Annotated in this window: 20 protein-coding genes; 11 read left to right on the top strand and 9 right to left on the bottom strand. The window is 68.3% G+C overall.

Features of this window, described 5'->3' with window-relative positions; translation table 11 throughout:
• Positions 1-254: 254 nt before the first annotated feature.
• Positions 255-2,075 carry a translation initiation factor IF-2 gene (gene infB / locus MUG96_RS16325; protein ID WP_246984448.1) on the bottom strand — a complete coding sequence of 607 codons (1,821 nt, stop codon included), beginning with the start codon at positions 2,073-2,075 and terminating at the stop codon, positions 255-257.
• A 206-nt stretch (positions 2,076-2,281) separates the two neighbouring features.
• On the opposite strand from infB, the gene MUG96_RS16320 reads away from it, so the two are divergent.
• Both MUG96_RS16320 and MUG96_RS16315 read left to right on the top strand, forming a co-directional pair.
• Positions 2,282-2,521, top strand: coding sequence for a PRC-barrel domain-containing protein (locus MUG96_RS16320; RefSeq protein WP_246984446.1), 240 nt, complete (start codon positions 2,282-2,284; stop codon positions 2,519-2,521).
• A gap of 13 nt (positions 2,522-2,534) precedes the next feature.
• Positions 2,535-2,993 (top strand): NOB1 family endonuclease, encoded by a 459-nt coding sequence (locus MUG96_RS16315; protein WP_246984443.1) that lies wholly within the window; start codon positions 2,535-2,537, stop codon positions 2,991-2,993.
• Here MUG96_RS16315 and MUG96_RS16310 read toward each other — a convergent pair.
• The 3 genes from MUG96_RS16310 to MUG96_RS16300 form a co-directional block, all read right to left on the bottom strand.
• Positions 2,990-3,124 carry a CopG family transcriptional regulator gene (locus MUG96_RS16310; RefSeq protein ID WP_246984441.1) on the bottom strand — a complete coding sequence of 45 codons (135 nt, stop codon included), beginning with the start codon at positions 3,122-3,124 and terminating at the stop codon, positions 2,990-2,992. The genes MUG96_RS16315 and MUG96_RS16310 overlap by 4 nt on opposite strands.
• 144 nt (positions 3,125-3,268) lie before the next feature.
• The gene (locus MUG96_RS16305; protein WP_246984439.1) at positions 3,269-4,408 is read right to left on the bottom strand and encodes a CPBP family intramembrane glutamic endopeptidase; all 1,140 of its coding nucleotides are present in this window, start codon (positions 4,406-4,408) and stop codon (positions 3,269-3,271) included.
• 27 nt (positions 4,409-4,435) lie between these two features.
• Positions 4,436-5,755: a phosphoglucose isomerase-related protein gene (locus MUG96_RS16300; protein ID WP_246984437.1), complete on the bottom strand. Its 1,320-nt coding sequence runs from the start codon at positions 5,753-5,755 to the stop codon at positions 4,436-4,438.
• Positions 5,756-5,877: 122 nt separating this feature from the next.
• Here MUG96_RS16300 and MUG96_RS16295 point away from each other — a divergent pair, with 122 nt between their 5' ends.
• The 6 genes from MUG96_RS16295 (at position 5,878) to MUG96_RS16270 (ending at position 12,553) form a co-directional block, all read left to right on the top strand.
• The gene (locus MUG96_RS16295) at positions 5,878-6,420 is read left to right on the top strand and encodes a DUF8056 family protein (RefSeq protein WP_246984435.1); all 543 of its coding nucleotides are present in this window, start codon (positions 5,878-5,880) and stop codon (positions 6,418-6,420) included.
• Between the two features lie 52 nt (positions 6,421-6,472).
• On the top strand, positions 6,473-6,937 hold the full coding sequence (locus MUG96_RS16290; RefSeq protein ID WP_246984433.1) for a DUF5812 family protein: 465 nt from the start codon (positions 6,473-6,475) through the stop codon (positions 6,935-6,937).
• A gap of 163 nt (positions 6,938-7,100) precedes the next feature.
• Positions 7,101-8,819 (top strand): sensor histidine kinase, encoded by a 1,719-nt coding sequence (locus MUG96_RS16285; protein ID WP_246984431.1) that lies wholly within the window; start codon positions 7,101-7,103, stop codon positions 8,817-8,819.
• Between the two features lie 54 nt (positions 8,820-8,873).
• Complete coding sequence (locus tag MUG96_RS16280) at positions 8,874-10,004, top strand: preprotein translocase subunit SecD family protein (RefSeq protein ID WP_246984429.1); 1,131 nt, start codon at positions 8,874-8,876, stop codon at positions 10,002-10,004.
• 97 nt (positions 10,005-10,101) lie between these two features.
• Positions 10,102-10,974, top strand: coding sequence for a protein translocase subunit SecF (gene secF, locus MUG96_RS16275; RefSeq protein WP_246984427.1), 873 nt, complete (start codon positions 10,102-10,104; stop codon positions 10,972-10,974).
• Positions 10,975-10,990: 16 nt separating this feature from the next.
• A complete protein-coding gene (locus MUG96_RS16270; RefSeq protein ID WP_246984424.1) occupies positions 10,991-12,553 on the top strand; it encodes a preprotein translocase subunit SecD in 1,563 nt (520 codons plus the stop codon).
• Positions 12,554-12,756: 203 nt separating this feature from the next.
• Here MUG96_RS16270 and rnhB read toward each other — a convergent pair whose 3' ends face one another.
• The 5 genes from rnhB to MUG96_RS16245 form a co-directional block, all read right to left on the bottom strand.
• Positions 12,757-13,398: a ribonuclease HII gene (gene rnhB, locus MUG96_RS16265; protein WP_246984422.1), complete on the bottom strand. Its 642-nt coding sequence runs from the start codon at positions 13,396-13,398 to the stop codon at positions 12,757-12,759.
• A 79-nt stretch (positions 13,399-13,477) separates the two neighbouring features.
• Complete coding sequence (locus tag MUG96_RS16260) at positions 13,478-13,642, bottom strand: hypothetical protein (RefSeq protein WP_246984420.1); 165 nt, start codon at positions 13,640-13,642, stop codon at positions 13,478-13,480.
• A 100-nt stretch (positions 13,643-13,742) separates the two neighbouring features.
• Positions 13,743-15,038, bottom strand: coding sequence for a tRNA pseudouridine(54/55) synthase Pus10 (locus MUG96_RS16255; protein ID WP_246984418.1), 1,296 nt, complete (start codon positions 15,036-15,038; stop codon positions 13,743-13,745).
• Between the two features lie 40 nt (positions 15,039-15,078).
• Entirely contained in the window at positions 15,079-16,050 is a 972-nt protein-coding gene (locus MUG96_RS16250; RefSeq protein WP_246984416.1) for an esterase/lipase family protein, read from the bottom strand.
• A 297-nt stretch (positions 16,051-16,347) separates the two neighbouring features.
• Complete coding sequence (locus tag MUG96_RS16245) at positions 16,348-17,001, bottom strand: helix-turn-helix domain-containing protein (protein WP_246984414.1); 654 nt, start codon at positions 16,999-17,001, stop codon at positions 16,348-16,350.
• 112 nt (positions 17,002-17,113) lie between these two features.
• Here MUG96_RS16245 and MUG96_RS16240 point away from each other — a divergent pair, with 112 nt between their 5' ends.
• The 3 genes from MUG96_RS16240 (at position 17,114) to MUG96_RS16230 (ending at position 19,979) form a co-directional block, all read left to right on the top strand.
• Positions 17,114-18,046 (top strand): ferritin family protein, encoded by a 933-nt coding sequence (locus tag MUG96_RS16240; RefSeq protein ID WP_246984412.1) that lies wholly within the window; start codon positions 17,114-17,116, stop codon positions 18,044-18,046.
• A gap of 46 nt (positions 18,047-18,092) precedes the next feature.
• Positions 18,093-18,968: an undecaprenyl-diphosphate phosphatase gene (locus MUG96_RS16235; protein WP_246984410.1), complete on the top strand. Its 876-nt coding sequence runs from the start codon at positions 18,093-18,095 to the stop codon at positions 18,966-18,968.
• Between the two features lie 153 nt (positions 18,969-19,121).
• Positions 19,122-19,979 (top strand): CheF family chemotaxis protein, encoded by an 858-nt coding sequence (locus MUG96_RS16230; RefSeq protein ID WP_246984408.1) that lies wholly within the window; start codon positions 19,122-19,124, stop codon positions 19,977-19,979.
• Positions 19,980-19,997 lie beyond the last annotated feature (18 nt).

Here is a 19,997-nt window from a genome sequence, read left to right as displayed (position 1 = left end):
TCGGAACAAGTGGTTGAAGCAATGTCACAGCTTTGGAGGGCATTTATCCACCCCTACACCTACGTGAGTGGGGACCCGTTCGCTCTGTAATCTTGATGGGGGACCCTTGTGGATAGTGTTGGTTGGGGTTTGAGTGACGCGCGAGAAGTAGCGAAACGGCTATCTATCAGATTGGTAGAGTAGTCTGGCACGGTTGACCCTGACCGTAGGCTAATACGCTCGAATTTGTGTAGTCAGACGGCTACACAAAACGCCTACTTCCCCCAGAAGGGGTCGCGGTCGCGCTGTTTGTCGAGGTACATCCGGAGCGCGTCGCGTTCGTCGGCGGGGATGTCCTCGCTGAGCTCCTGTTCGAGGATCTTGGCGTGTTTCTCCGGGAGCTCGATCCAGAGTTCGTCGCCTTCCTCGATGTCGCGGCCGACGGTGGGGCCGTCGATGGAGACGGCGACGCGGTCGCCCTTCCGGGCCTCGTCGACGTCCTCGCCTTCGTCCTGGATGGACTTCATGCGACCGATCCGCTCGGGAGCACCCCCATTGAACATCGCGACGTTGGAGTTGCGCGTGATCGTTCCCGAGAGGACTTCGACGCCGACGACGGCCGGGTCGTTCTGTCGGAAGGTGTGGTCGGGGAGTATCTGGAACCGCGCGGGCCGGGTGATGTTTTCGAGCACCTGCTCCTGCTGGGACTGTTCCATCTCCTCGACGTACTCCTCGTAGGACTCGATCAGCCGGTAGATCACGTCGTGCTCGAAGATACGGACGTCCTCCTGTTCGGCCAACTGCTCGGCGTCGTCGAGGATGTCCACCGAGAACGCGAGGATGGACTCGTGTTTCGTCTCCTTGGCGGTCCCGGCTACCCGCACGTCCCGCGGGGCCACGTCGCCGACCTCCGCGCGGACGATGGGGATCTCCTCCTCGTCGAGCGTGCTGGCGAGCGCCTCCAGCGAGCCGAGCGTGTCGGCCTTGACGACGACGCCGTTTTCCTGCGTGTTGACGGTGATCTCCGCGAGTTCCTCCTCGACCTCGGCGACCACGTCCGCGGGGTCGCGGTTCCGGACGACCCGGATGGGTGCGCCGGCCATCGCGTCGTCGAGGTCCGGCGCGGCGATCTTGACCCCCGCGGCGGCCTTGACTTCGGGGACCTTCTCGAACTCCTTCTCGGTGCGGATCTCCTTCAGCGGTTTCGGCTGGAGGAGCGCGCGCACGTCGGTGACGATGGGTTCGTTGAGGCCGCCGACGACGATCTGGTCGTCCGCGCGGATGGTGCCGTCGTAGAGGACGGCGTCGATGGTCGTCCCGAAGCCCTGCGTGTCCTTGACCTCCAGTACGGTACCGGCGCCGGGGCCGGCCACGTCGATGTGCATCTCGTCTTTCATGTACCGCTGGGAGAGGCCCATGAGGACGGTCAGGAGGTCGGGAATCCCCTCGCTGGTGATGGCGGAGACGGGGACGACGCCGACGTTCTTCTGGAAGTTCTGGACGCGCCAGTACATGTCCGCGGAGAAGTCGTGGTCCGAGAGTTCGCCGATGATCTTGTAGAGGTTGTCGTTCACGTCGCCCTGGACGCGCTCCGACTGCTTCTCGAGGGTTTGCTGGATGGGTTCGCCCTCGTTGGGGTTCCAGCCGGGGACGGTGTCGACCTTGTTGGCCGCGACGACGAAGGGCGTGGCCGTCCGCTTGAGTATCTCGATGGCCTCGATGGTCTGGGGCTGGAAGCCGTCGTTGACGTCGACGACGAGGATGGCGATATCCGCGAGCGCGCCGCCGCGGGAGCGCAGCGTCGAGAAGGAGTGGTGGCCGGGCGTGTCGATGAACAGCAAGCCGGGGAGGTCGAAGTCGTCCGGGTCGACGAGACTCCCGGCCATCTCGGAGATGGTGTCGAGCGGGACGGCGGTGGCGCCGATGTGCTGTGTGATGGCACCGGCCTCGCCCTCGCTGACGGCAGAGCCCCTGATCTTGTCCAGCAGTGTCGTCTTGCCGTGGTCGACGTGGCCGAGGACCGCGACGATCGGCGTCCGGAGGTCCCGCGACCCGTCCCCTGTGCCCGCGTCGACGTCAGTGTGAGAATCTGCCATGGGAGATCACCGTCGGAAAATCCTTACCAGTTATCAGCCGTGCGCGCCATTTATAACTCTCGGGTTGGGTCGCCGGCCGCGGTCGGACCGCCCGTCCTGCTCGCGGGCCCGCCGGCCGGCGACGACGCGCTGGCACGGTTAGCGCCCGACAGACGGACGTCTGACGGGTCGTGGCGTTTATGTGAGTGGAATACGCACGCGGTGGTATGGCAGAGATACTGGCCGAGAACCTCTCGGGCAAGGCCGTCATGGGGACCGACGGCACCGAGCTCGGGATGCTGTACAACATCACGATGGACGCCAACTCGGGTCGGCTCGCGAACCTCGTCGTCGATCCCGAGGGGTTCACGCGGGACACCGAGTTCAGCCGCGACGAGGGCGGGCGCCTGCTCGTCCCCGTCGAGCGCGTACAGGCCGTCAAAGACCACATGATCGTCCAGACGTAGGCCGCCCGACCAGATGCACGTTCTCGACACGTCAGCGTTCATCCACGAGTATCACACCCAGGCGAGCGTCGCCTCCATCCCGCTCGTCCGCGAGGAACTCGAAGACGAACACGCCTACCGCTTCGACGCGCTCGAAGGCTCCGGGATGCACCTCCACATCCCCGAGGACGAGACCGTCGAGCGGATCGAACGGGCCGCCCGCGAGACCGGTGACCTCGGGGAGCTCTCGAAGACGGACATCCGACTCGTCGCCGCCGCCTTCGAGCTCGACGGCACGCTCGTCACCGACGACTACGCGATGCAGAACGTCGCGGAGAAACTCGACGTCACCGTCGAGGTCATCGCCCGCGAGGGCATCGACGAACAGCGCGAGTGGCGCTTCCAGTGTGCGGGCTGTGGCCGCGAGTTCGACGACGATCACGACCGCTGTCCCGTCTGCGGGAGCGACCTCTCGCGGAAGAACCCGGCCTAGTCGATGTGCTCCAGCCCGATGTCGAGTAGCTGTCGGAGAACCTCCTCCTCGGTGAGGTCGTACTCCCGGGCGAGCCGCTGGATCTCCCGCGCCCGGTCGCTATCGCAAACGACCGTGTAGCGGGTCGGCATACCACATAGTTCTCGCCGCGGCCGATAAAAACCCGTCAGACCGCCGTCTGACGCCCTCTATGGTGGTTTCGCGGCCTGCGGCGACGAAAGGAACGCGACACCGGCTTCGGATCGGGCGGTCGTGTGGGGCTCGCCATCGCACGGTCAGAGGCCGTACGCGGAGAGTCCGCCGGTCAACTGCACGTAGAGGGCGGCGAACTGGATGGCGTTGAACGCGCCGTGGACGGCGATGGGAACGAGCAGGTTCTCGGTCCGGTAGTAGAGCCAGCCGAGCACCAGCGAGAGGGTGAAGACGATGAACAGCGTCGAGAGCGTGGCGACGGGATTCGGGTCGGCATACTGCCGGAAGTGGACGGCACCGAAGGCGAGACTCGCCATCAGGACGGCCGTGCGACGGGAGAAGTCCTCGTAGAGGTACTTCTGGACGACGTTCCGAAAGACCAGTTCCTCGCCCAGGGCGATGGCGACGAACGAGAGCGGCACCAGCGCGAGCAGGAAGACCGGGTTCGCCATCTCCGCGGCCCGTTCCTCGATGGCGCTGGTCGCCGTGGGGACGCCGAGCCGGTCGAAGGCGAGCCCGACGCCGCCGAGGACCACGAGCAGGAGGACGAGACCGCCGACCGCGACCGCGGCGTCGTGGCGGTCCGGCCACGAGATGTCGACGTACGTCGGATCGAAGTCGCGGTACCGGAGGTAGCCGGCGGTGAAGAGGACGAGCCCCAGCCCCGAGCCGACCGTGGTGACGCTGAAGCGGACGTTCAGGCCGAACGGAAGGGCCAGCGAGCCGAACAGGATGGCGACGGCGTAACTCGCAGCGATGGCGAGGAGCCCGAGCAGGACGGCGACCCCGAAGCCGCGGACCCGCATCCAGAGCGAGTCGTTGGGGAGTGCCAGCCAGTCGGCGACGGCCACGAACACGGCGGCGAACGTCGCCACCGCTGCGACGGGGAGGCCGATACCGACCTCCGGCGTGGTACCGCCGACGGCCGGGCGGAGCAACCGGTAGAGGGCGACCCCAGCGACGCCGACGGAGAACAGTCCGGCGACGACGCTCCCGACCCGACGGTCGAGTACACCGTACCGTCGGAGCGCGAAGGTCCCGGTCGCGACCAGTGCCAGGCCAGCGGCGAGCGCGCTCCCGTCGACTGCCGACACGTCGACGACTGGCGTTCCACCGGTCCAGGGCAGGAAGGTCGCGGCCAGCGCGGTTCCGGCGAGGACCAGCCCGAGCGTCGGCGCGGCGCCAGTCGGCGCCACTCCGTCATCGGAGCGTACTGTGCCCATTCGCCCGGAGGCAGGAGCCGAGCGGGTTTAGGGACTGCGTTCCACGACGAGCTCGGTCTTGTCCGCGACCGCGTCGGCTTCCTCGAAGTCGCCGCCGAGCAGGCCCCGCGCCGCGCGCTTGCCCCACTCGACTGCGGGCTGGACGAACGTCTCGACGCCGTAGAGTTCCCCGGCGAGGATACAGGCCGCCTCCATCGCGTAGAGGAGTTCGCCGACGCCGTGGGCGTCCAGCCTATCGAGTTCGACACGGACGTTGGGCTGGCCGGCAGCCGCGAGGCTCGCCTCCGTCGCCTCGAACTCGGCGTCGAGCAGGGCGCCGAGGCTCGACCCGCCGAGATACGAGAGCCCCTCCACGTCGGTCTCGGGGATGGTCCGGTCGGGTCGCTCCCGGGGGCGGACGAGCGTCACGAGCTTGTCCGTCGGGCCGGCCCGATAGAGCTGGAGTTGGGAGTGCTGGTCGGTCGCGCCGAGCGCCCGCGCGGGCGTCTGCCCGAGGTTGTCCTTTCCCAGACTCTCGGCCCACAGCTGTGCGAACCACTCCGCGAAGAACTCCAGGCGCTCGGCGTAGGGCATCATCACGTCGACCGACGCACCGCGCTGGTCGAGGGCGTAAGCGACCGCGCCGTAGGCGTAGGCGGGGCAGTCGAACAGCGATCCCGAGAGGGAATCGGCGGCGGCCTGCCCGCCCGCGAGGACGGCCTCGATGTCGTGACCCTGGATCGCCGCCGGCACCAGCCCGACGGCCGACAGCGCCGCAAACCGCCCGGGGACGCCGGCGGGCACGTCCAGTTCGGGCAGGTCCTCGGCGGTGGCGAGGACGTGGAGCGGCCCCTCCTCGCCCGTCGTCACGACCGTCCGCTCGGTCCAGTCGACGCCCGCTTCTTCCATCGCCTCGCGGACGACGAGGAAGTTCGAGAGCGTCTCGGCGGTCGTCCCCGACCGGGAGACGACGTTGACGGCGGTCTTGTCCAGCGGGAGGTCGGCGAGCCGTTCCCGGATCGCAGCGGGGTCGACGTTGTCGAGCACGTACAGCGGCGGGGCGTCCTCGCCGCCGCCCTCGATGCCGCCGAGGGCCTGCGAGATGGTGGCCGCGCCGAGCGCGCTCCCGCCGATACCCACCGTGAGAACGGCCTCGGCGTCGGTCAGTGGGGCGACGGCCGACCGGATCGCGTCGGGGTCGGTCCGCTCGGGGAGGTTCAGACTGGCGTAGCCGAACTCGTCGTCGGCGCGGCCCTGCGCGATGCGGTCGTGTGCGCGGGCGACGCGGTCGTCCAGCGCGTCGAGGGCGTCCCGCGAGACCCCGATGTCGGCCTCGCTCGCGAGCGCGTTCCCGATGTCGACGTTCATGTTCGTGCGCTTTCCGCCCCGGACAATAACTCCCCCGTTCGACGGCGGCGAGCGTCCCTGCCACGGTCCGCGCCCGTCCGGAACCGCGCCGCTTTTGCGGGCTTCGTCCCTACTGGCTGGCAATGACCGAACCGGCGACGGACGCGGACGCGGGCGGCGACGAGGACGCCTACGACGGGCTCTTCGGGGCACTCCCGTACGCCCTGCGGACCAGCGACTCGCTGCTGTTCAAGTCCTACGCCGTCCTCGGCGGCCTGCTCGCCGCCCTCGTCGCCGTCGTGTTCCTGTTCGCCATCGTCCAGTTGATCGCCGTCACGACTGGGGGTTCGGGCGGCGTGTTCACCTTCTCGCGGGCCTTCTTCGTCTTCGTGGGCTTTCTGGTGGTCTTCCCGCTGCTCGCGCCCGTCCTCTCGGTCGCGCGCCGCCACCGCCGGACCGGGTCCTCGCGGCGCTACGACGCCAGCTTCGCGGCGACGGGGTACCTGTTCGTGTTCGCGCTGTACCTCACGCTCGTCATCTCGACGCCGGCCGAACAGCAGGAGACGCCGCCGGCCGCCATCGCGCCCGTCGTGGAGTTCCTCTACGGCCTTCCAGCTCCCTACGGACTGATTCCCCCGGTCGCCGTCGGTGCCGGTATGGTCCTGCTCCACCGGTACCTGCACTGACCGCCGGGCCGACGCGAAACGGAAAAAAGGCTCCGCGGTGTACCCGGAACCGATGAAAGAGGGGACGTTTCTCGTGACCCACGCCGACGATGACTCGGCCGTGTTGCGCGACGTGGCCGACGGGCAGGTCCACACGCTGGCCGACAACCCCGGCGTCGAGGGCGGCGCCGTCGTCGAGGCCGCAATCGAGCCCGAGCCGCCGATGGAGGTGGCCTGGACGGTCGCGGAGCTGCGGGGACAGCGAACGATCCCCGTCGAGCGCAGCGCCGAGCCGCCGACCCGACAGGCCGAGGAGATCGCTGCCGACCAGGCCGTCGGCGAGGTGACCCGGCAGGAGCGGGCCGGCGAGGGGGAACTCCACGTCCTGACCGTCCCGGCCGACGGCATCGAGGACGCGGTGACGGACGTGCTCGACGACGAGGAGACCGTCGCCCGGGCGGCCAGGATGGACGTCGCCCGCGTCGAGGTCCGGGCTGCCGAGACTGGCGTCGTCTCCGTGCGGTACCTGCCCAACTGAGCGGCCACGCCAGCGCCGTACTCGCCGGTTCGCGACACTACTTATATATAGCCGGAAGCAACCGGCCGTATCGTTATTCAAGAGGGTAATCAAGGGAGACGTAGTCGAGGGGTCGAGGGGGTACGATAGAGTCGTGTTCTCACCATACGTGCTGGCACTCGCGGTGTCAGCCCTCATCACGGCCGGGTTCGCGGCGGTCACGTGGCGACGCCGCCCGGAACCCGGCACGACAGCCCTGAGTATCCTGCTCGTTGCGGTGCTGTTCTGGGCCGGCTGTTACGGCCTCGCGCTCGTGACGACCGACGCGGGCACGCGCGCCCTGCTCGAACGCGCGATCTGGATCGGCTCGGCGCCGGCCCCGGTCGCGTGGCTGGTCTTCGCGCTCCAGTACACCGGACAGAGCGAACTCGTGACCCGCCGGACGGTCGGGGCGCTCTCGGTGCCGCCGGCGGTCGTGATCGCCCTGGCGTTCACGAACGACTGGCACCACCTGGTCTGGACGAACACCACGTCCGTCCAGCGCGAGGGCGTGGTGCTGTTCGTCCAGAGTTACGGCCCGGCGTTCTGGGCCTACGTCGCGTTCGGGTACACGCTGGTACTGGCCGGGATGGTCCTGCTCTTGCGGCTGGTGTTGACCGCCGACCACCTCTTCGCCGACCAGGCGCTGGCGCTGCTGATCGGTGCGCTGGTGCCGCTGGTCGCGAACCTCCTGTCGCTGGCCGGCGTGGCACCGCTTCCGGGACTGGACCTGACGCCGTACGCCTTCGCCGTCAGCGCCGGGACGTTCGCGTACGCCCTCTACCAGTCGGAGCTGCTCCAGCGGGTGCCCGCGACCAGACGCATCGGTCGCAACGCGGTCGTGACGAACATGCGCGACGGCGTGGTCGTCCTCGACGATAGCGACGTGGTCGTCGACGTCAACCCCGTCGCGGAGGGGCTGTTCGAGTGCGACCGCGACGCCGTCGTCGGCGAACCGGCCGGGGCGCTGTTCGACGACGACTTCGAAATCCCCGACGAGGAGGACACCGTCGTCTGGCCGGGTCGGGGCCCGCGGGTCTACGAGGTCAGCGTCTCGCTCCTGACCGACCAGCACGACCGCGGCGTCGGGCGCGTCCTCGTCGTCCGAGACATCACCAACCGGACGAACCGCCGTCAGCAACTCCAGGTGCTCAACCGCGTGTTGCGCCACAACTTCCGTAACGATATGAACGTCATCGACGTGTGCGCGACACAGCTCTCGGACCGGCTCGACGACGAGAACGAGGAGCTGGCCGACCGCATCCGGATGGTCGCCCGTGACCTGACCGAGACGGGCATGAAGGCCCGCGAGATCGAGCGGATCATGTCCCGCCGGCACAACGACCCACAACCCATCGACCTGCCCGGGCTGGTCCAGCGGCTCGTCGACACCATCCGCCACGAGTATCCCGAGGTGCGCGTCGAGACCGACCTCCCGGACCGGCTGGAGATACGCTCGACCGGCATCCTCGAGTCCGTCCTCCAGAACGTCCTCGAAAACGCGGTCATCCACAACGACGACCCGGAGCCCCGGATCGGCATCACCGTCGACCGCGCCGGCGACGAGATCGAGATCAGGGTCGCCGACAACGGTCCCGGCATCCCGGACCAGGAACGCGAGGTGCTCGTGAAAGGGACCGAGACGCCGCTGGAACACGGGAGCGGGCTGGGGCTGTGGCTCGTCAACTGGGGCGTGACGATGCTCGACGGCGAGGTCTCCTTCGCGGACCGCGCCGAGACGGGAACGCCGCTGGTCGCCGGCGACCCCGCCGAGGACCCCCGCGGCAGCGTCGTCACGATCCGCGTCCCGCGCCAGCACCGCCTCCCGCCACAGGGCCCTCCACCGACGCCCTACGGCGACTGAGGGGTCGGGACCGGTTGCCGATGATTTATTTCCCGCGGCCCTGAACGCGGACGTATGCGACGCCGCCCGTCCCTCCTGGTAGCAACGCTTGCACTCGCCCTCCTCGCGGTCACTGCCGGCTGTGCGTCGCTGACCGGCGACGGCCCGGCCGATACCGCGACGGCGACCGATGCGCCGACGGACACCGCAGCCACGACCGACACAGCGGCCACGACCGACACTGCTACCGATGGCTCGACCGGCGACGATTCGGCGACTGACGACTCGATGAGCACCGAGACGCCGGCCGACGACGCCGTCGTCCGCGCGTCGCTCGTCGGCGTGACCGCGACGGACCTCGACCTGTCCGCCGCGGACCGCAACCGTACGACCGCCATCGCCGACGCGCTCGGCGTCGACACGCGCGACGTGCGGATGCGGCCGGCAGAGGGTACGGTCGAAGTCTTCGACGACGGCGTCTCGGCGGCCGAACTGGTCGACGCGCTCGACGGACAGGACATCGACGCCGCGGCCGGAGACGTCAGGCCGGGCGTCACGCGGGCGACCCAGTCGACGGCCGTCCGGACGCTGTCGGAACGGTTCCAGGTGCTCGGCATCGAGGCGAGCGTCGAGACCGCGACCGTCGACGACCGACGGGGTGTGGCCGTCACGCCGACCGACGGGAACGCCTCGCGGGTCCGCGAGGCCGTCCGTGACCGCGGGACCGTCGAGATCGCCGCGCGCTTCCCGGCAAACGAGACCGCCGACACGGCGGCCGCCGACGCCTATCGCGACGTGACGCTGCTGACGAACGGGGACTTCGTGTCGGTCGGGACGGTCCAGCGACCGGGGCCCGGGAGTCCGGCACCGGCCGTGCCCGTCACGGTGACCGACGAGGCGGCCGCGAACTTCTCGTCGGGGCTCGTTGAGTTCGGCTTCACGGGCGAGGGCGTCGCGAACTGTCCGACCGACGCCGCCCGCGCGGATCCGGCGAACGCGACCGGTTACTGTCTGTTCACGGTCCACGACGGCGACGTGGTCTACGCGGCGGGGATGAGCGCGGGGCTGGCGGATCAGATCGAATCCGGCGAGTGGGCGGCCGACCCGCAGTTCGTCATGACGGCGGCAAACGAGAGCGAGGCGCAGGAACTGCGTGCCCATCTGGTCGCGGGGGCGCTGCCGACGCGGCTCTCCGTCGCGGACTGAGCGGAAATGAGATAAGAAGGCTTATTCGGGGCTGTCGCACACCGTGGCGTATGATGGCAGTCGCGGTACCGAGAGCCGACGACAGGGGGTGGGACGGATGAGCGTCGCCGACATCGAGGATCGGTTTCCGGAGATCGACTACGAGAAGTACTCCAACCGACAGCTGGCGGCGATCCCGCTCGCCGTGCTGGCGCTGGCCTTGCTGATCATCGCCGGCTGGTACGTGATGACCGGCGCACCGGTGACGCCGGGGATCACCTTTACCGGGGGAACGGAGGTCCAGATCGAGACGACCGATTCACAGAGCGAGATCCGGAGTTCGCTGAGCGGCTTCGAGATCGACTCCATCCAGCCCGTCGCCGGGAGCGATCGGTACATTCTGACGACCCAGTCGACGGACACGAGCCTCATCGAGAACCAGATATCGGGCGCCGGCTACGAGGTGATCTCCAGTTCGGAGACCTCGGCGAGCTTCGGGTCCGGCGCGCAGCAACTGGCACTGATCGGCGTCGCGGTCGCGTTCGTCGGGATGAGCCTGCTGATTTTCGCCCTCTTCCGGTCGTTCGTGCCCTCGATTGCAGTGGTCATCTCCGCCTTCTCGGACATCGTGATCCCGGTCGCGCTGATGAACCTCTTCGGCATCAAGCTCTCGCTGGGGACCGTCGCCGCCCTGCTGATGATCATCGGGTACTCGGTGGACTCGGACGTCCTCCTGAACAACCACATCCTCCGGCGGCGGGGGAGCTTCTACGAGTCCACGTATCGCGCGATGCGGACCGGCGTGACCATGACGCTCACCTCCCTGGTGGCGATGGCCGTCATGACGGTCACGGCGACGCTGCTTCGGATTCCACTCCTGCCCGACATCGGCATCATCCTGGTGTTCGGGCTGGCGGCCGACCTGATGAACACCTACATGTTGAACCTGAGCCTGCTTCGCTGGTACAAGTACGAGGGGGTCGCACGATGACGGGAGGTGACCGCTGATGGACCTCCGTGATAACTGGCGGATCCTGCTGCTGCTGGTCTTCTGTCTCGCCAGCACTGCGGTCCTGCTCGGGCCGATGATGCTGCCGGGCGGCGGCGGTGGAACCGGCCTCCAGTACGGGCTGGAGCTGTCCGGCGGGACGCGCATCCGTGCGCCGCTGATCGGCATGACCGCCGAGGAGGTGGACATCAACGGGACGGACAACATCACCGGCGTCCGCCGTGACTTGGTCGACCGGCTCGACGTGGCGAGCAACGATATCCGCTTCGGCCAGCGGTCGCGGACCGTGGAGCTGTTCTCGGACAACGTCTCCCAGGCCGAGTTCGCCGCGGCGTTGCGGGCCAACGGCTTCGAGGTTCAGGAGTCCGACATACGGGACGGCGTGACACAGGCGACCCGCGACGAGGTCGTCACCACGCTCAACGACAAGATCAACCGCGGCGGGCTGACCGGCGGCGGCGCCCGCCAGACCACCTCGGGGACCGGCGAGCACTTCGTCGTGGTCGAGGTGCCAAACGCCGACCGCGACGAGGTCCTCCAGCTGATCGAGGGGCGCGGCGAGGTGTTCGTGACCGCGCACTACCCCGTCCAGCGCAACGGGTCGACGGTCTACGAGGAGACGCGGATGCTCGACAACGACGACTTCGCCTCCATCGGGACGGCCCAGTCGCCGGGACAGTCCGGGAGTCAGCCGTTCGTTCCGGTGACGCTCACGGCGGACGCGTCCGATCGGTTCGTCCAGGTCATGACCGAGAACGGCTTCACCGGGGAGGGCGTCGCGAACTGTCCGACCGGGCAGGCGCTCCAGGACCCCGACAACGCCCAGGGCTGGTGTCTGTACACCGTCCTCGACGGCGAGGTCGTCTACGCGGCCCAGATGAGCCGTGACCTCGCTGGCTCGCTGGAGAACGGCGACTTCCAGCAGGACCCGCGGTTCACGATGACGACGACGAACATGAGCGACGCCTCGCAGCTCTCGATCAACCTGAAAGCCGGCGCGCTCCCGACCCAGCTCGACATCTCCTCGGGGACGAGTTACTTCCTCCAGCCGAGCCTGGCCCAGGAGTTCAAGCTGTTCTCGCTGATCACCGGCCTGGTCGCCTGGCTCGCCGTCAGCGGGATGGTCTTCCTGCGGTACGGGAGCCCGCGCGTCGCGATCCCGATGCTGGCGACGGCCGCCGCGGAGGTGTTCCTCCTGCTCGGGTTCGCCTCGGCGATCGGGCTGGCGCTCGACCTCTCGCACATCGCCGGGTTCATCGCCGTCATCGGAACGGGGGTGGACGACCTGATCATCATCGCGGACGAGATCTTACAGGAGGGGAAAGTCGCCACCGGCAGGGTGTTCCAGAACCGCTTCCGGAAGGCGTTCTGGGTCATCGGCGCGGCCGCGGCGACGACCATCATCGCCATGAGCCCGCTGACCGTCCTCTCGCTGGGCGATCTGACCGGGTTCGCCATCGTCACCATCGTGGGCGTCCTCATCGGCGTCCTCGTCACGCGCCCGGCCTACGGTGACATCCTCCGGAACCTGATGCTCGACCAGGAGCAGGCCTCCTCCTGAGGGCGGTCTTTTCACTGCGAGAAAACGCGCCTCTACTTTTGTATAGATAGCACCCATAGCCTCGGGTGCGGCCAGACGCGAACGGGGTTTGCTGGCCACACCCCCCCACCCCGATCCACCCCCACACCACCCATCTTTCCCACCGTTTTCACCCCCAACTTTCCACCCCTTTTCACCCGCGACGGAGAGCGGTAGCTGGACGCTCAGAACTCGTCCAGACTGGCCTGCGCAGCGGCGGCCAGCACGTCCGCGCTCGTCGCCCAGGACTCGCGGGCGCAGTCGGGGAGCCGTCCGTGGGCGTCGACGTAGTCGGCCAGGAACTCCCGTGTCGTCGGGTCGCTCGGGTAGCCGCTGCCGACCGCCGTTCCCTCGCGCTCGCCGATGGCCGCGACGTGGGCGTCGCGTTCGACCTTGGCGACGATGCTCGCGGCCCCGACCAGCGGCTCCGTCGCGTCGGCGCCGTGTTCGGCGGTCAGGTCGACCACGGCGTCGAGCCGGTCGGTGATGCGGCGACCGAAGCGGTCGGCGTCGGTGTCGCCGGCGTCGACGGTCCCGCAGTCCCCCTCGCGGACGACGGCGGCGAGTGCCTCGGCGTGGGCGGCCACGGTGAGCGTGTTCATGTCCGTCTCGGGGTCGTCGATGCGCGCCGGCGGGATTTCGGCGACGCCGACCGCGATCCGGTCGTCGTCCCGGAGCCGCTCGGCCAGTTTCTCGCGGCGGCGCTCGGACAGGGCCTTCGAGTCGTCGATGCCGTCGGGGAGGTGGGCAGGGTCGGCCCGGACTGCGGCGGCGAACATCGAGCCGAGGACGGGGCCTTTGCCGGCCTCGTCGACGCCGAACTGCATGGACACGGCTGCGGGGGCGACCTGCAAAAAACGGGTGGGTTCGCGGCCCGTCGGCGGGTCGGCGAGCGGGGTCGCGGCGTCAATCGTCGAGCTGTGGTTGCTCGATGTCGGGCTCCGCAACCTCCGCTTCACCGATCTCCGGTTCCGCGATGTCGACCTCGGCCGGTTCCTCCTCGTCGTCCGCGTCGGCCTCGTCGATTGCTTCGCGCCAGTCCGTGTACGCCGAATCCATGTGGTGGCACATGGTATGTCACCTCATACCTTGATTGGGCTTCAGGCTGGTAAACGTTGCGCCGGTGCGGGACGTGGCCCACGGGGGCGAACGGTGCGGGGGCACTCGGTCCTCACTCGTCCGTCTCGCGGAAGAACTCGGGTTTCGCGAAGGGTTCGTCTTCCCCCTCGACGTCCAGCACGTCGAGGGCGGTCACTTCGGCGCCGACGCCGAGCAGGCCGGCGAGGGACGGTTCGGTGCGGCCCGCGTCGCCGCTGACGAGTTCCTTGACGTAGAGGCCGCCCTCGCCGTGGACGTCGACGGTGGCCTCGCGCTCGCTCTCCAGTTCGCCCGAGATCTCGTAGACTTCGCGGGTCCGGGTCACGTCGGCGCGGCGGTGGGTGACCCGCTGGGGAGTGTCCTGGTGGATGGTCGTGCCGTCGAGGTCGTCGAGGGCGTCGGCGAGGGCCTCGTCCGTGATCGGCTCCTCGAACGCGACCTCCATGCGGTAGGTCTTCGAGGCGTCCAGTCCCTTGACGCGTTCGACCATGTCGTGGGTCGCCAGTCGCAGGTCCGTGACCTCGACTTTGCCGTCGGCGAACTCGTCGATGTCGGCTTCCAGGTCCGCGGGGTCCACGTCGCGGACGCGGGGCTCTTTGACCTCGATGACGAACGGGCGGCCGGAGCCGAGCATCAGGGCGTCGACGTCCTCGCGGCCGGCGCCGTGGAAGACCGCCTCCTCGCCGTCCATCGCCTCCAGCACGACGGGGGCGGTGAGCTGTTCGACGGACTCGTCGTAGCGGTAGCCGGAGCCGCCACAGCCGTCACAGGACGCGCCGCGTTTCCGCCCGGAGCCGCCACACTCGTTGCAGGGCCACTTCGTCTGGGGGATGTCCCGCTTCAGTTTCCGGTAGCGGCCGTAGACGAACGCGGAGTTGACCTGCACCTCGAGTTCGTCGGTGGCGAGGTCGAGCAGGACGAGCACGTCCGGGCGCTCGAAGTCGACCTCGGTCTCGGTGCGCCGGCCGAGGCGTTTGCCGACCTCGCGGTTGATCTCGCTTTTCAGGAGTTCGCCCGCGTCGGGGTCGAGCCCGGCCTCCTCGCGGAGGAGTTCGTCGTTTTCCGCCAGTAGCGGCGGGACCTTCGTGCCGGTCTGGTAGGTGGAAAAGTCGTACTCGCCGACGGCGCGTTCGGCGCGGGTGGCCCACTCCTCGTAGCGGGCGGACTCGCCCTCACAGACCCAGCACTCCCCGTCGGGTTCGAGGTCCGCGACGGGAACGTCGTCGTCGAGGGCGACGGCGACACGGAGCGAGCGGCCGCGCTCGTCGTTGGTGAGACCGAAACTCCGGTCGGCGACGAGACGGCCGAGACAGGGGTCACAGAGCGGGCCGGTGTCGATGGCCCGGCGTGCGGTGTCGAGAAGCGTCATTACCGCGGACTTGGAGACCCCCGTGTAACTCCCTTGCCATTCAGGTGCCCGAGTGGGCGCCCGCTCCGCTCGCGTCGTCGCTGTCGCCGGCGCTCGCGTCACCGACCTCGCCGGGACGCACGCTCTCGTCGCCGCTCGCACTCTCGTCGGCACCGTACAGGTTCCTGAAGTTGTAGGGTTTCTCGCCGCTGCACCACTCGAAGACGTACTCGGCGCTGGTGAGGCTCGTGCGGACGCCGTCGTGGTCGGCCGCGATGGCGACGTTCTCGGCGCCTTCGAGCGCGGGGCTCTCCGCGCAGTTCCAGAACAGCGGGTCGTTCGTCCCCCGGAGCGTGTAGTAGTCGACGTCGCCGGGCGTCTCGTTCTCGTTGAGGGTCGCGAGTGGGTGGTCGTCGAGTCGCTCGTAGTCGTCACGCAGGAAGTGACTCATCTTGTAGGTGCCGCCGTTGATCCCGGTCCGGGCGGCCATCGAACTCAGGACGGTACCGTGGTTCGCGCCCGCGAGGCCGACGAAGGTCTCCACCCAGTCGAGTCGGTCGTCGCGACACATCCAGTAGCGAAGCCCGGTGACGCCGAGGCTGTGGCCGACGACGGCCACCTCGTCGGCGCCGGTGTGGTCGCGAACGTTCGCGACGAAGTGGTCGAGCTGGTCGGCCATGGCGTCGTGACTCGGACTCCCCGAGCCGAAGGTGATCGCCCAGAGCTCGTCCCCGCCGTACGCCCGGTTCGTGAAGAAGTCGGCGTGGACCTCCCAGTCACAGGCGTCGCGCTGGTTCCCGTGGACGAACACCACCGGCGTCCGGTCGGCACCGGCCTCGGTGTCGTGGTACTCGTGGCCGCCCCAGCCGCCGTAGTCCTCGGTGTCCCAGGGCAACCGCTCGTCGGCGGTCCGGTCGTGGTCACAGTCGATTCGACAACCGTCGTTTCGACGACAGCGCCGCAACCCCGCGAGATTCGACGCGAGGCGCCGCCACAACGACGGGCCCCCTGCAGGGCCCCTATCGGCAGACATACACTCCCATGTGAGTGTCTGTCGTATATAGGTATGGATTTACAACGGTGTTCGAAACGCGGAATAAACGTCTGACTGGTAAGTTCTCGTGAGACTGGCTTACCGACGAACACGTTCGATCCGTCAAAATTTAACTACCTGGAACCGGGGCCCGACAGGACCGTCCGAACGCACGGCTCGGCCCCGATAATGTGACCGTTCGGGAACCCACCGCTCGGCCGCCGTGGGGAGGGCCGGTCTCGCGGCCCCGGGCAGCGGCGCCGGACGGTCACCGGTGCCGTTTCCATCGGTGCCGTCTCAGCCCGGAACGATCTCCGTCAGCACGCGCGCTTCGATCTTCCGGAGGTGCTCCCCGACGGTCACCGGCGCGAGGTCGAGCGCGGCGGCGATGTCCTCGTAGGTCGCCTCTCGCGGCACGTCGTAGTAGCCCATGTCGACCGCCGTCAGGAGGATCTCCTGCTGGCGTTCGGTCAGCGCCGAGAACAGCTGTCGGTCGTCGGGGTGGTAGTCGCCCATCGTCTCCAGTTCCACGTCGATGGCGTCCGGGATGAGCGAGATGGCCGTCGTCAGCGTCTCGTGGTCGCCCAGCGCGGTGACCCTGATACCGCCCTCCGAGAGGCACTCGATGGGTGTGTCGACAACGAGGCTGTACTCCTGTGGGAGCCGAAAGAGGGCGTCGACGATCTCGTTCGGCTCGAAGTGGATGTACGCGTGCAGGTCCCTGTCCGCCCGGGAGATGCTATGGGTCAGCACGTCCGCGTGGGCCGTCAGGATTTCCCGGGCGCGGTCGAGGTCGCCCTGCAGTTGATAGAGAAAGACGATGGTGTCGTCGTCCAGCTGGTTGATGTGGTGGATGGCGACCCGCTCGACCGTCGGGGCGTCGACCAGCGCCCGGTCCGCCGGATGGAACCCCGCCCGTCCCGGCCGCAGGACCAACTCCGCGTGACGCATACACCCCCGTTCCGGCTGGAGCCATATCGTTCTTCGCGATCCAACACTTAAACCTGCCAACGAAGATTTGCACCAGTGGTAGGAGCCGACTTCCCCTACGTGTGGGTGTAACATGACGCAGGTAGAGGACGACAGTCGCGCGATGCGGCTGGACCGGGATTCGTTCGCACAGGGGTACTTCAAAAACGCCGTCTATCGCCACTGGGATCCCTACGAGATCGAGGGGTTGGCGGGTGACAAAGAGCGGTTCCTCGACGAGGAGCCGAGCAAAGCGGAGTTCGAGGAGTTCCGCACCGCAGTCTCGCGCTTCGGCGCGGGCGAGGAGGCGGTGACGGAGGACCTGATGCCGCTGGCGCTGGTGTTGGAGGACATCAACGACCAGATGTTCATCTCCAGTCAGATCTACGAGGAGGCAAAACACACCCAGTTTTTCGACCGCTACTGGCGCGAGGTGATCGACCCTGTCGCGGAGGAACTGGGCTACGAGAAGACGAACCCGACCGCCCAGCGGTACTTCAACGACCACTACGTCGCGCTGTTCGACAAGACCGAGGCCGCGATGGAGCGACTGCTCACGGAGGACACGCCCGAGAACCGGGCGCGGGCCTACTGTCACTACCACCTGACCGTCGAATCCGTGCTCGCCCAGACCGGCTACTACGGGTTCACCTCCGCGTTCTCGCCGGGTGGGAGCGACGAGGTGGCAAAGCGGGAGTGGCCCGACATGGATGGCATCGTCAACGGTATCACGAAAATCCGCAGTGACGAGGGCCGCCACGTCGGCTTCGGCATGCACAAGGTCCGGACGCTCGTCCAGAGCGGCGAGGTCGACGAGGCGGTCGTCCAGGAGACGCTGCAGGACCTGATGCCCCACGTCGCGGGCACGGTCGGCGACTTCGGCGACGCCATCAACCCCGCGCCGCTCGTGGGCTACGCGCGGGACAAACTCACGCGGCGACTCGACATCATCACCGACGCCGACGCCGAAGTGCCGCCCGTCGACGATCTCGTCGACCTCGGAGACGACACCGTGGCCGCCGACTGACGGGCGAACCGAACGGTCTTTTTGTGGGGGCCTCCCGGACAGGGGTATGGACCCGCGCGTGGTAGCCGTCCTGGTCGGCATCGTCCAGGGCGTCCTGGAGTGGTTGCCGGTCTCCAGCGAGGGCAGCGTCGCGTTGCTGCTCACGCTCGTCGGGAACGCCTCCCCGGAGGTCGCCGTCCAGTACGCCCTCTTTCTCCACGCCGGGACGGCCGTCGCCGCGACGACGTACTACCGCGACGACGTGTGGGCGCTCCTGCGGAAACTCCCGCGGTGGCGACCCGCGGGAGCCTTCGACGCGGACCGCGCGGAGTTCACCTTTCTCGCGACCGCGACGCTGTCCTCGGCGCTGGTCGGGGCGGTCGCCTACACCCTCCTCGAAGACCTCGCCTCGGAACTCGCCGGCGGGGCGTTCGTCGCGCTCATCGGCGCCCTGCTGATCGTCACCGGTGTCGTCCAGCGGGTGGCGTCGGACCGTGGTGCTGAGGCGACCGCGACAGCCGACGAGTCGCGGCCGGACGGCGGTGCGGACGCGGATGGCGATCCGTCCGCCCAGCGCCCGACGCTGCTCGATGCCCTCCTCGTCGGCGGTCTGCAGGGGCTGGCGATCCTGCCCGGCGTCTCCCGGTCCGGGACGACCGTGAGCGCGCTCCTCCTCCGTGGACACGCGGGCGTCGACGCACTCAGGCTCTCCTTCCTGCTGTCGATTCCCGCGGCGGCCGGCGCGGGCGTGCTCGTCCTCGCTGACACGGGCCTGCCGGGGATCGACCCGACCGCGGCACTGCTCGCGCTGGCGACCAGCGCCGTCGTCGGCTTTCTGACCGTCGACGCGCTCGTTCGCCTCGTCCGCCGGGTCGCGTTCTGGGGCGTCTGTGTCGGGTTCGGCGCGCTCGCGGTCGTCGGCGGTGCGCTGTTGCTCGTGTGACCGCCGCACCACCGAAACCCGACGGCACGCCCACCTTCGCTACAGATTCTGAGAACGGTCCGGCAACGTTTATTTTTCCGAGGCGGGTACGTGCCGGTAGGAGACCGTCATGCGCCCGCATCGCTCGCCGACCGCTCGTTCCCGGGGCAACCGATGAGCGACGCGGAGCAGAAACTCTTCGACGGGCAGGGCGACTACCTCTACGCGGTGCGGTCCGGGGAGGTGAACGCGGGTGCCGAGTGGGGCTCTTGCCGACTGGTGCTCACGAACAAGCGATTGATCGTCGCGACCAGCGGCAACAAGCAGACGGTGCCGCTGGCGAAGGCCCAGCTCGTCGAGGAGGTGCCCGACATCGACGCCCTGGACCACGTGACCGACGTGACGGCGATCAGGATCGGCTCGAACGTGCTCTGTGTCTCCATCCCGGACGGCGGGTTCGAGGTGGACTTCTGCAGAGCGACGCTGCACGACCGGATCGTCCTCGTCCGGCACCCGGCGGTCGAGGGTGGGGTCGTCCAGGACACCGACTGGGAGAAAGCGAAGTTCCGCTACGTCGACGACACGATCAAGATGGCCCTCTCCGACGGTCGACTCGCCATCGACATGGACAACGTCGGCGGCATCGAGACGACGACGAAGACCGTCCGCGACCAGGAGCGGACCGTCGTCTCCGTCGAACACACGGAAGACGACATCAGCGTCGAGACGTACCTCACCGGGAGCGATCGCGACTCGAAGGCGCTGTCCTCGCTCTTTACGAGCGCCGTCGAGAAGAACGAGGCCGACGTGGGCGAACTCGGCGAGATGGAGAGCCAGGTGTTGATGGCGCTGTACTCGGGGGTCTCCCCCTTCGAGATGTCCGACTTCGTCGGCATCCCGCCCGACGAGGTCGAGGAGATCTACCAGCACTTGCTGGAGATCGGGGCCGTCGACGAGGTGCGAACCCGTACCGAGGTCGCGTTGAACGCGCGTGGACGAAACCTGGCGAGCGATGCCATGAGCGAACAGTAGAAGCTCTATAATTCGACG

Source organism: Halorientalis marina (genome assembly GCF_023028345.1).
In the GTDB taxonomy this organism is placed as follows: Archaea; Halobacteriota; Halobacteria; order Halobacteriales; family Haloarculaceae; genus Halorientalis; species Halorientalis marina.
Note: the sequence above shows the minus strand (reverse complement) of the source record. Positions and strands in the feature narration are given on the sequence as shown.

Bases quoted from the DNA above. Each gene is read 5' to 3' on its own strand.
- MUG96_RS16315 (WP_246984443.1), top strand. From the start codon at position 2,535: ATGCACGTTCTCGACACGTCAGCGTTCATCCACGAGTATCACACCCAG.
- MUG96_RS16255 (WP_246984418.1), bottom strand. From the start codon at position 15,038: ATGACGCTTCTCGACACCGCACGCCGGGCCATCGACACCGGCCCGCTC.
- MUG96_RS16305 (WP_246984439.1), bottom strand. From the start codon at position 4,408: ATGGGCACAGTACGCTCCGATGACGGAGTGGCGCCGACTGGCGCCGCG.
- MUG96_RS16320 (WP_246984446.1), top strand. From the start codon at position 2,282: ATGGCAGAGATACTGGCCGAGAACCTCTCGGGCAAGGCCGTCATGGGG.
- infB (WP_246984448.1), bottom strand. From the start codon at position 2,075: ATGGCAGATTCTCACACTGACGTCGACGCGGGCACAGGGGACGGGTCG.
- MUG96_RS16300 (WP_246984437.1), bottom strand. From the start codon at position 5,755: ATGAACGTCGACATCGGGAACGCGCTCGCGAGCGAGGCCGACATCGGG.
- MUG96_RS16280 (WP_246984429.1), top strand. From the start codon at position 8,874: ATGCGACGCCGCCCGTCCCTCCTGGTAGCAACGCTTGCACTCGCCCTC.
- MUG96_RS16250 (WP_246984416.1), bottom strand. From the start codon at position 16,050: ATGTCTGCCGATAGGGGCCCTGCAGGGGGCCCGTCGTTGTGGCGGCGC.
- MUG96_RS16310 (WP_246984441.1), bottom strand. From the start codon at position 3,124: ATGCCGACCCGCTACACGGTCGTTTGCGATAGCGACCGGGCGCGGGAG.
- MUG96_RS16260 (WP_246984420.1), bottom strand. From the start codon at position 13,642: ATGTGCCACCACATGGATTCGGCGTACACGGACTGGCGCGAAGCAATC.
- MUG96_RS16295 (WP_246984435.1), top strand. From the start codon at position 5,878: ATGACCGAACCGGCGACGGACGCGGACGCGGGCGGCGACGAGGACGCC.
- MUG96_RS16245 (WP_246984414.1), bottom strand. From the start codon at position 17,001: ATGCGTCACGCGGAGTTGGTCCTGCGGCCGGGACGGGCGGGGTTCCAT.
- MUG96_RS16290 (WP_246984433.1), top strand. From the start codon at position 6,473: ATGAAAGAGGGGACGTTTCTCGTGACCCACGCCGACGATGACTCGGCC.
- secF (WP_246984427.1), top strand. From the start codon at position 10,102: ATGAGCGTCGCCGACATCGAGGATCGGTTTCCGGAGATCGACTACGAG.
- rnhB (WP_246984422.1), bottom strand. From the start codon at position 13,398: ATGCAGTTCGGCGTCGACGAGGCCGGCAAAGGCCCCGTCCTCGGCTCG.
- MUG96_RS16230 (WP_246984408.1), top strand. From the start codon at position 19,122: ATGAGCGACGCGGAGCAGAAACTCTTCGACGGGCAGGGCGACTACCTC.
- MUG96_RS16235 (WP_246984410.1), top strand. From the start codon at position 18,093: ATGGACCCGCGCGTGGTAGCCGTCCTGGTCGGCATCGTCCAGGGCGTC.
- MUG96_RS16240 (WP_246984412.1), top strand. From the start codon at position 17,114: ATGACGCAGGTAGAGGACGACAGTCGCGCGATGCGGCTGGACCGGGAT.
- MUG96_RS16270 (WP_246984424.1), top strand. From the start codon at position 10,991: ATGGACCTCCGTGATAACTGGCGGATCCTGCTGCTGCTGGTCTTCTGT.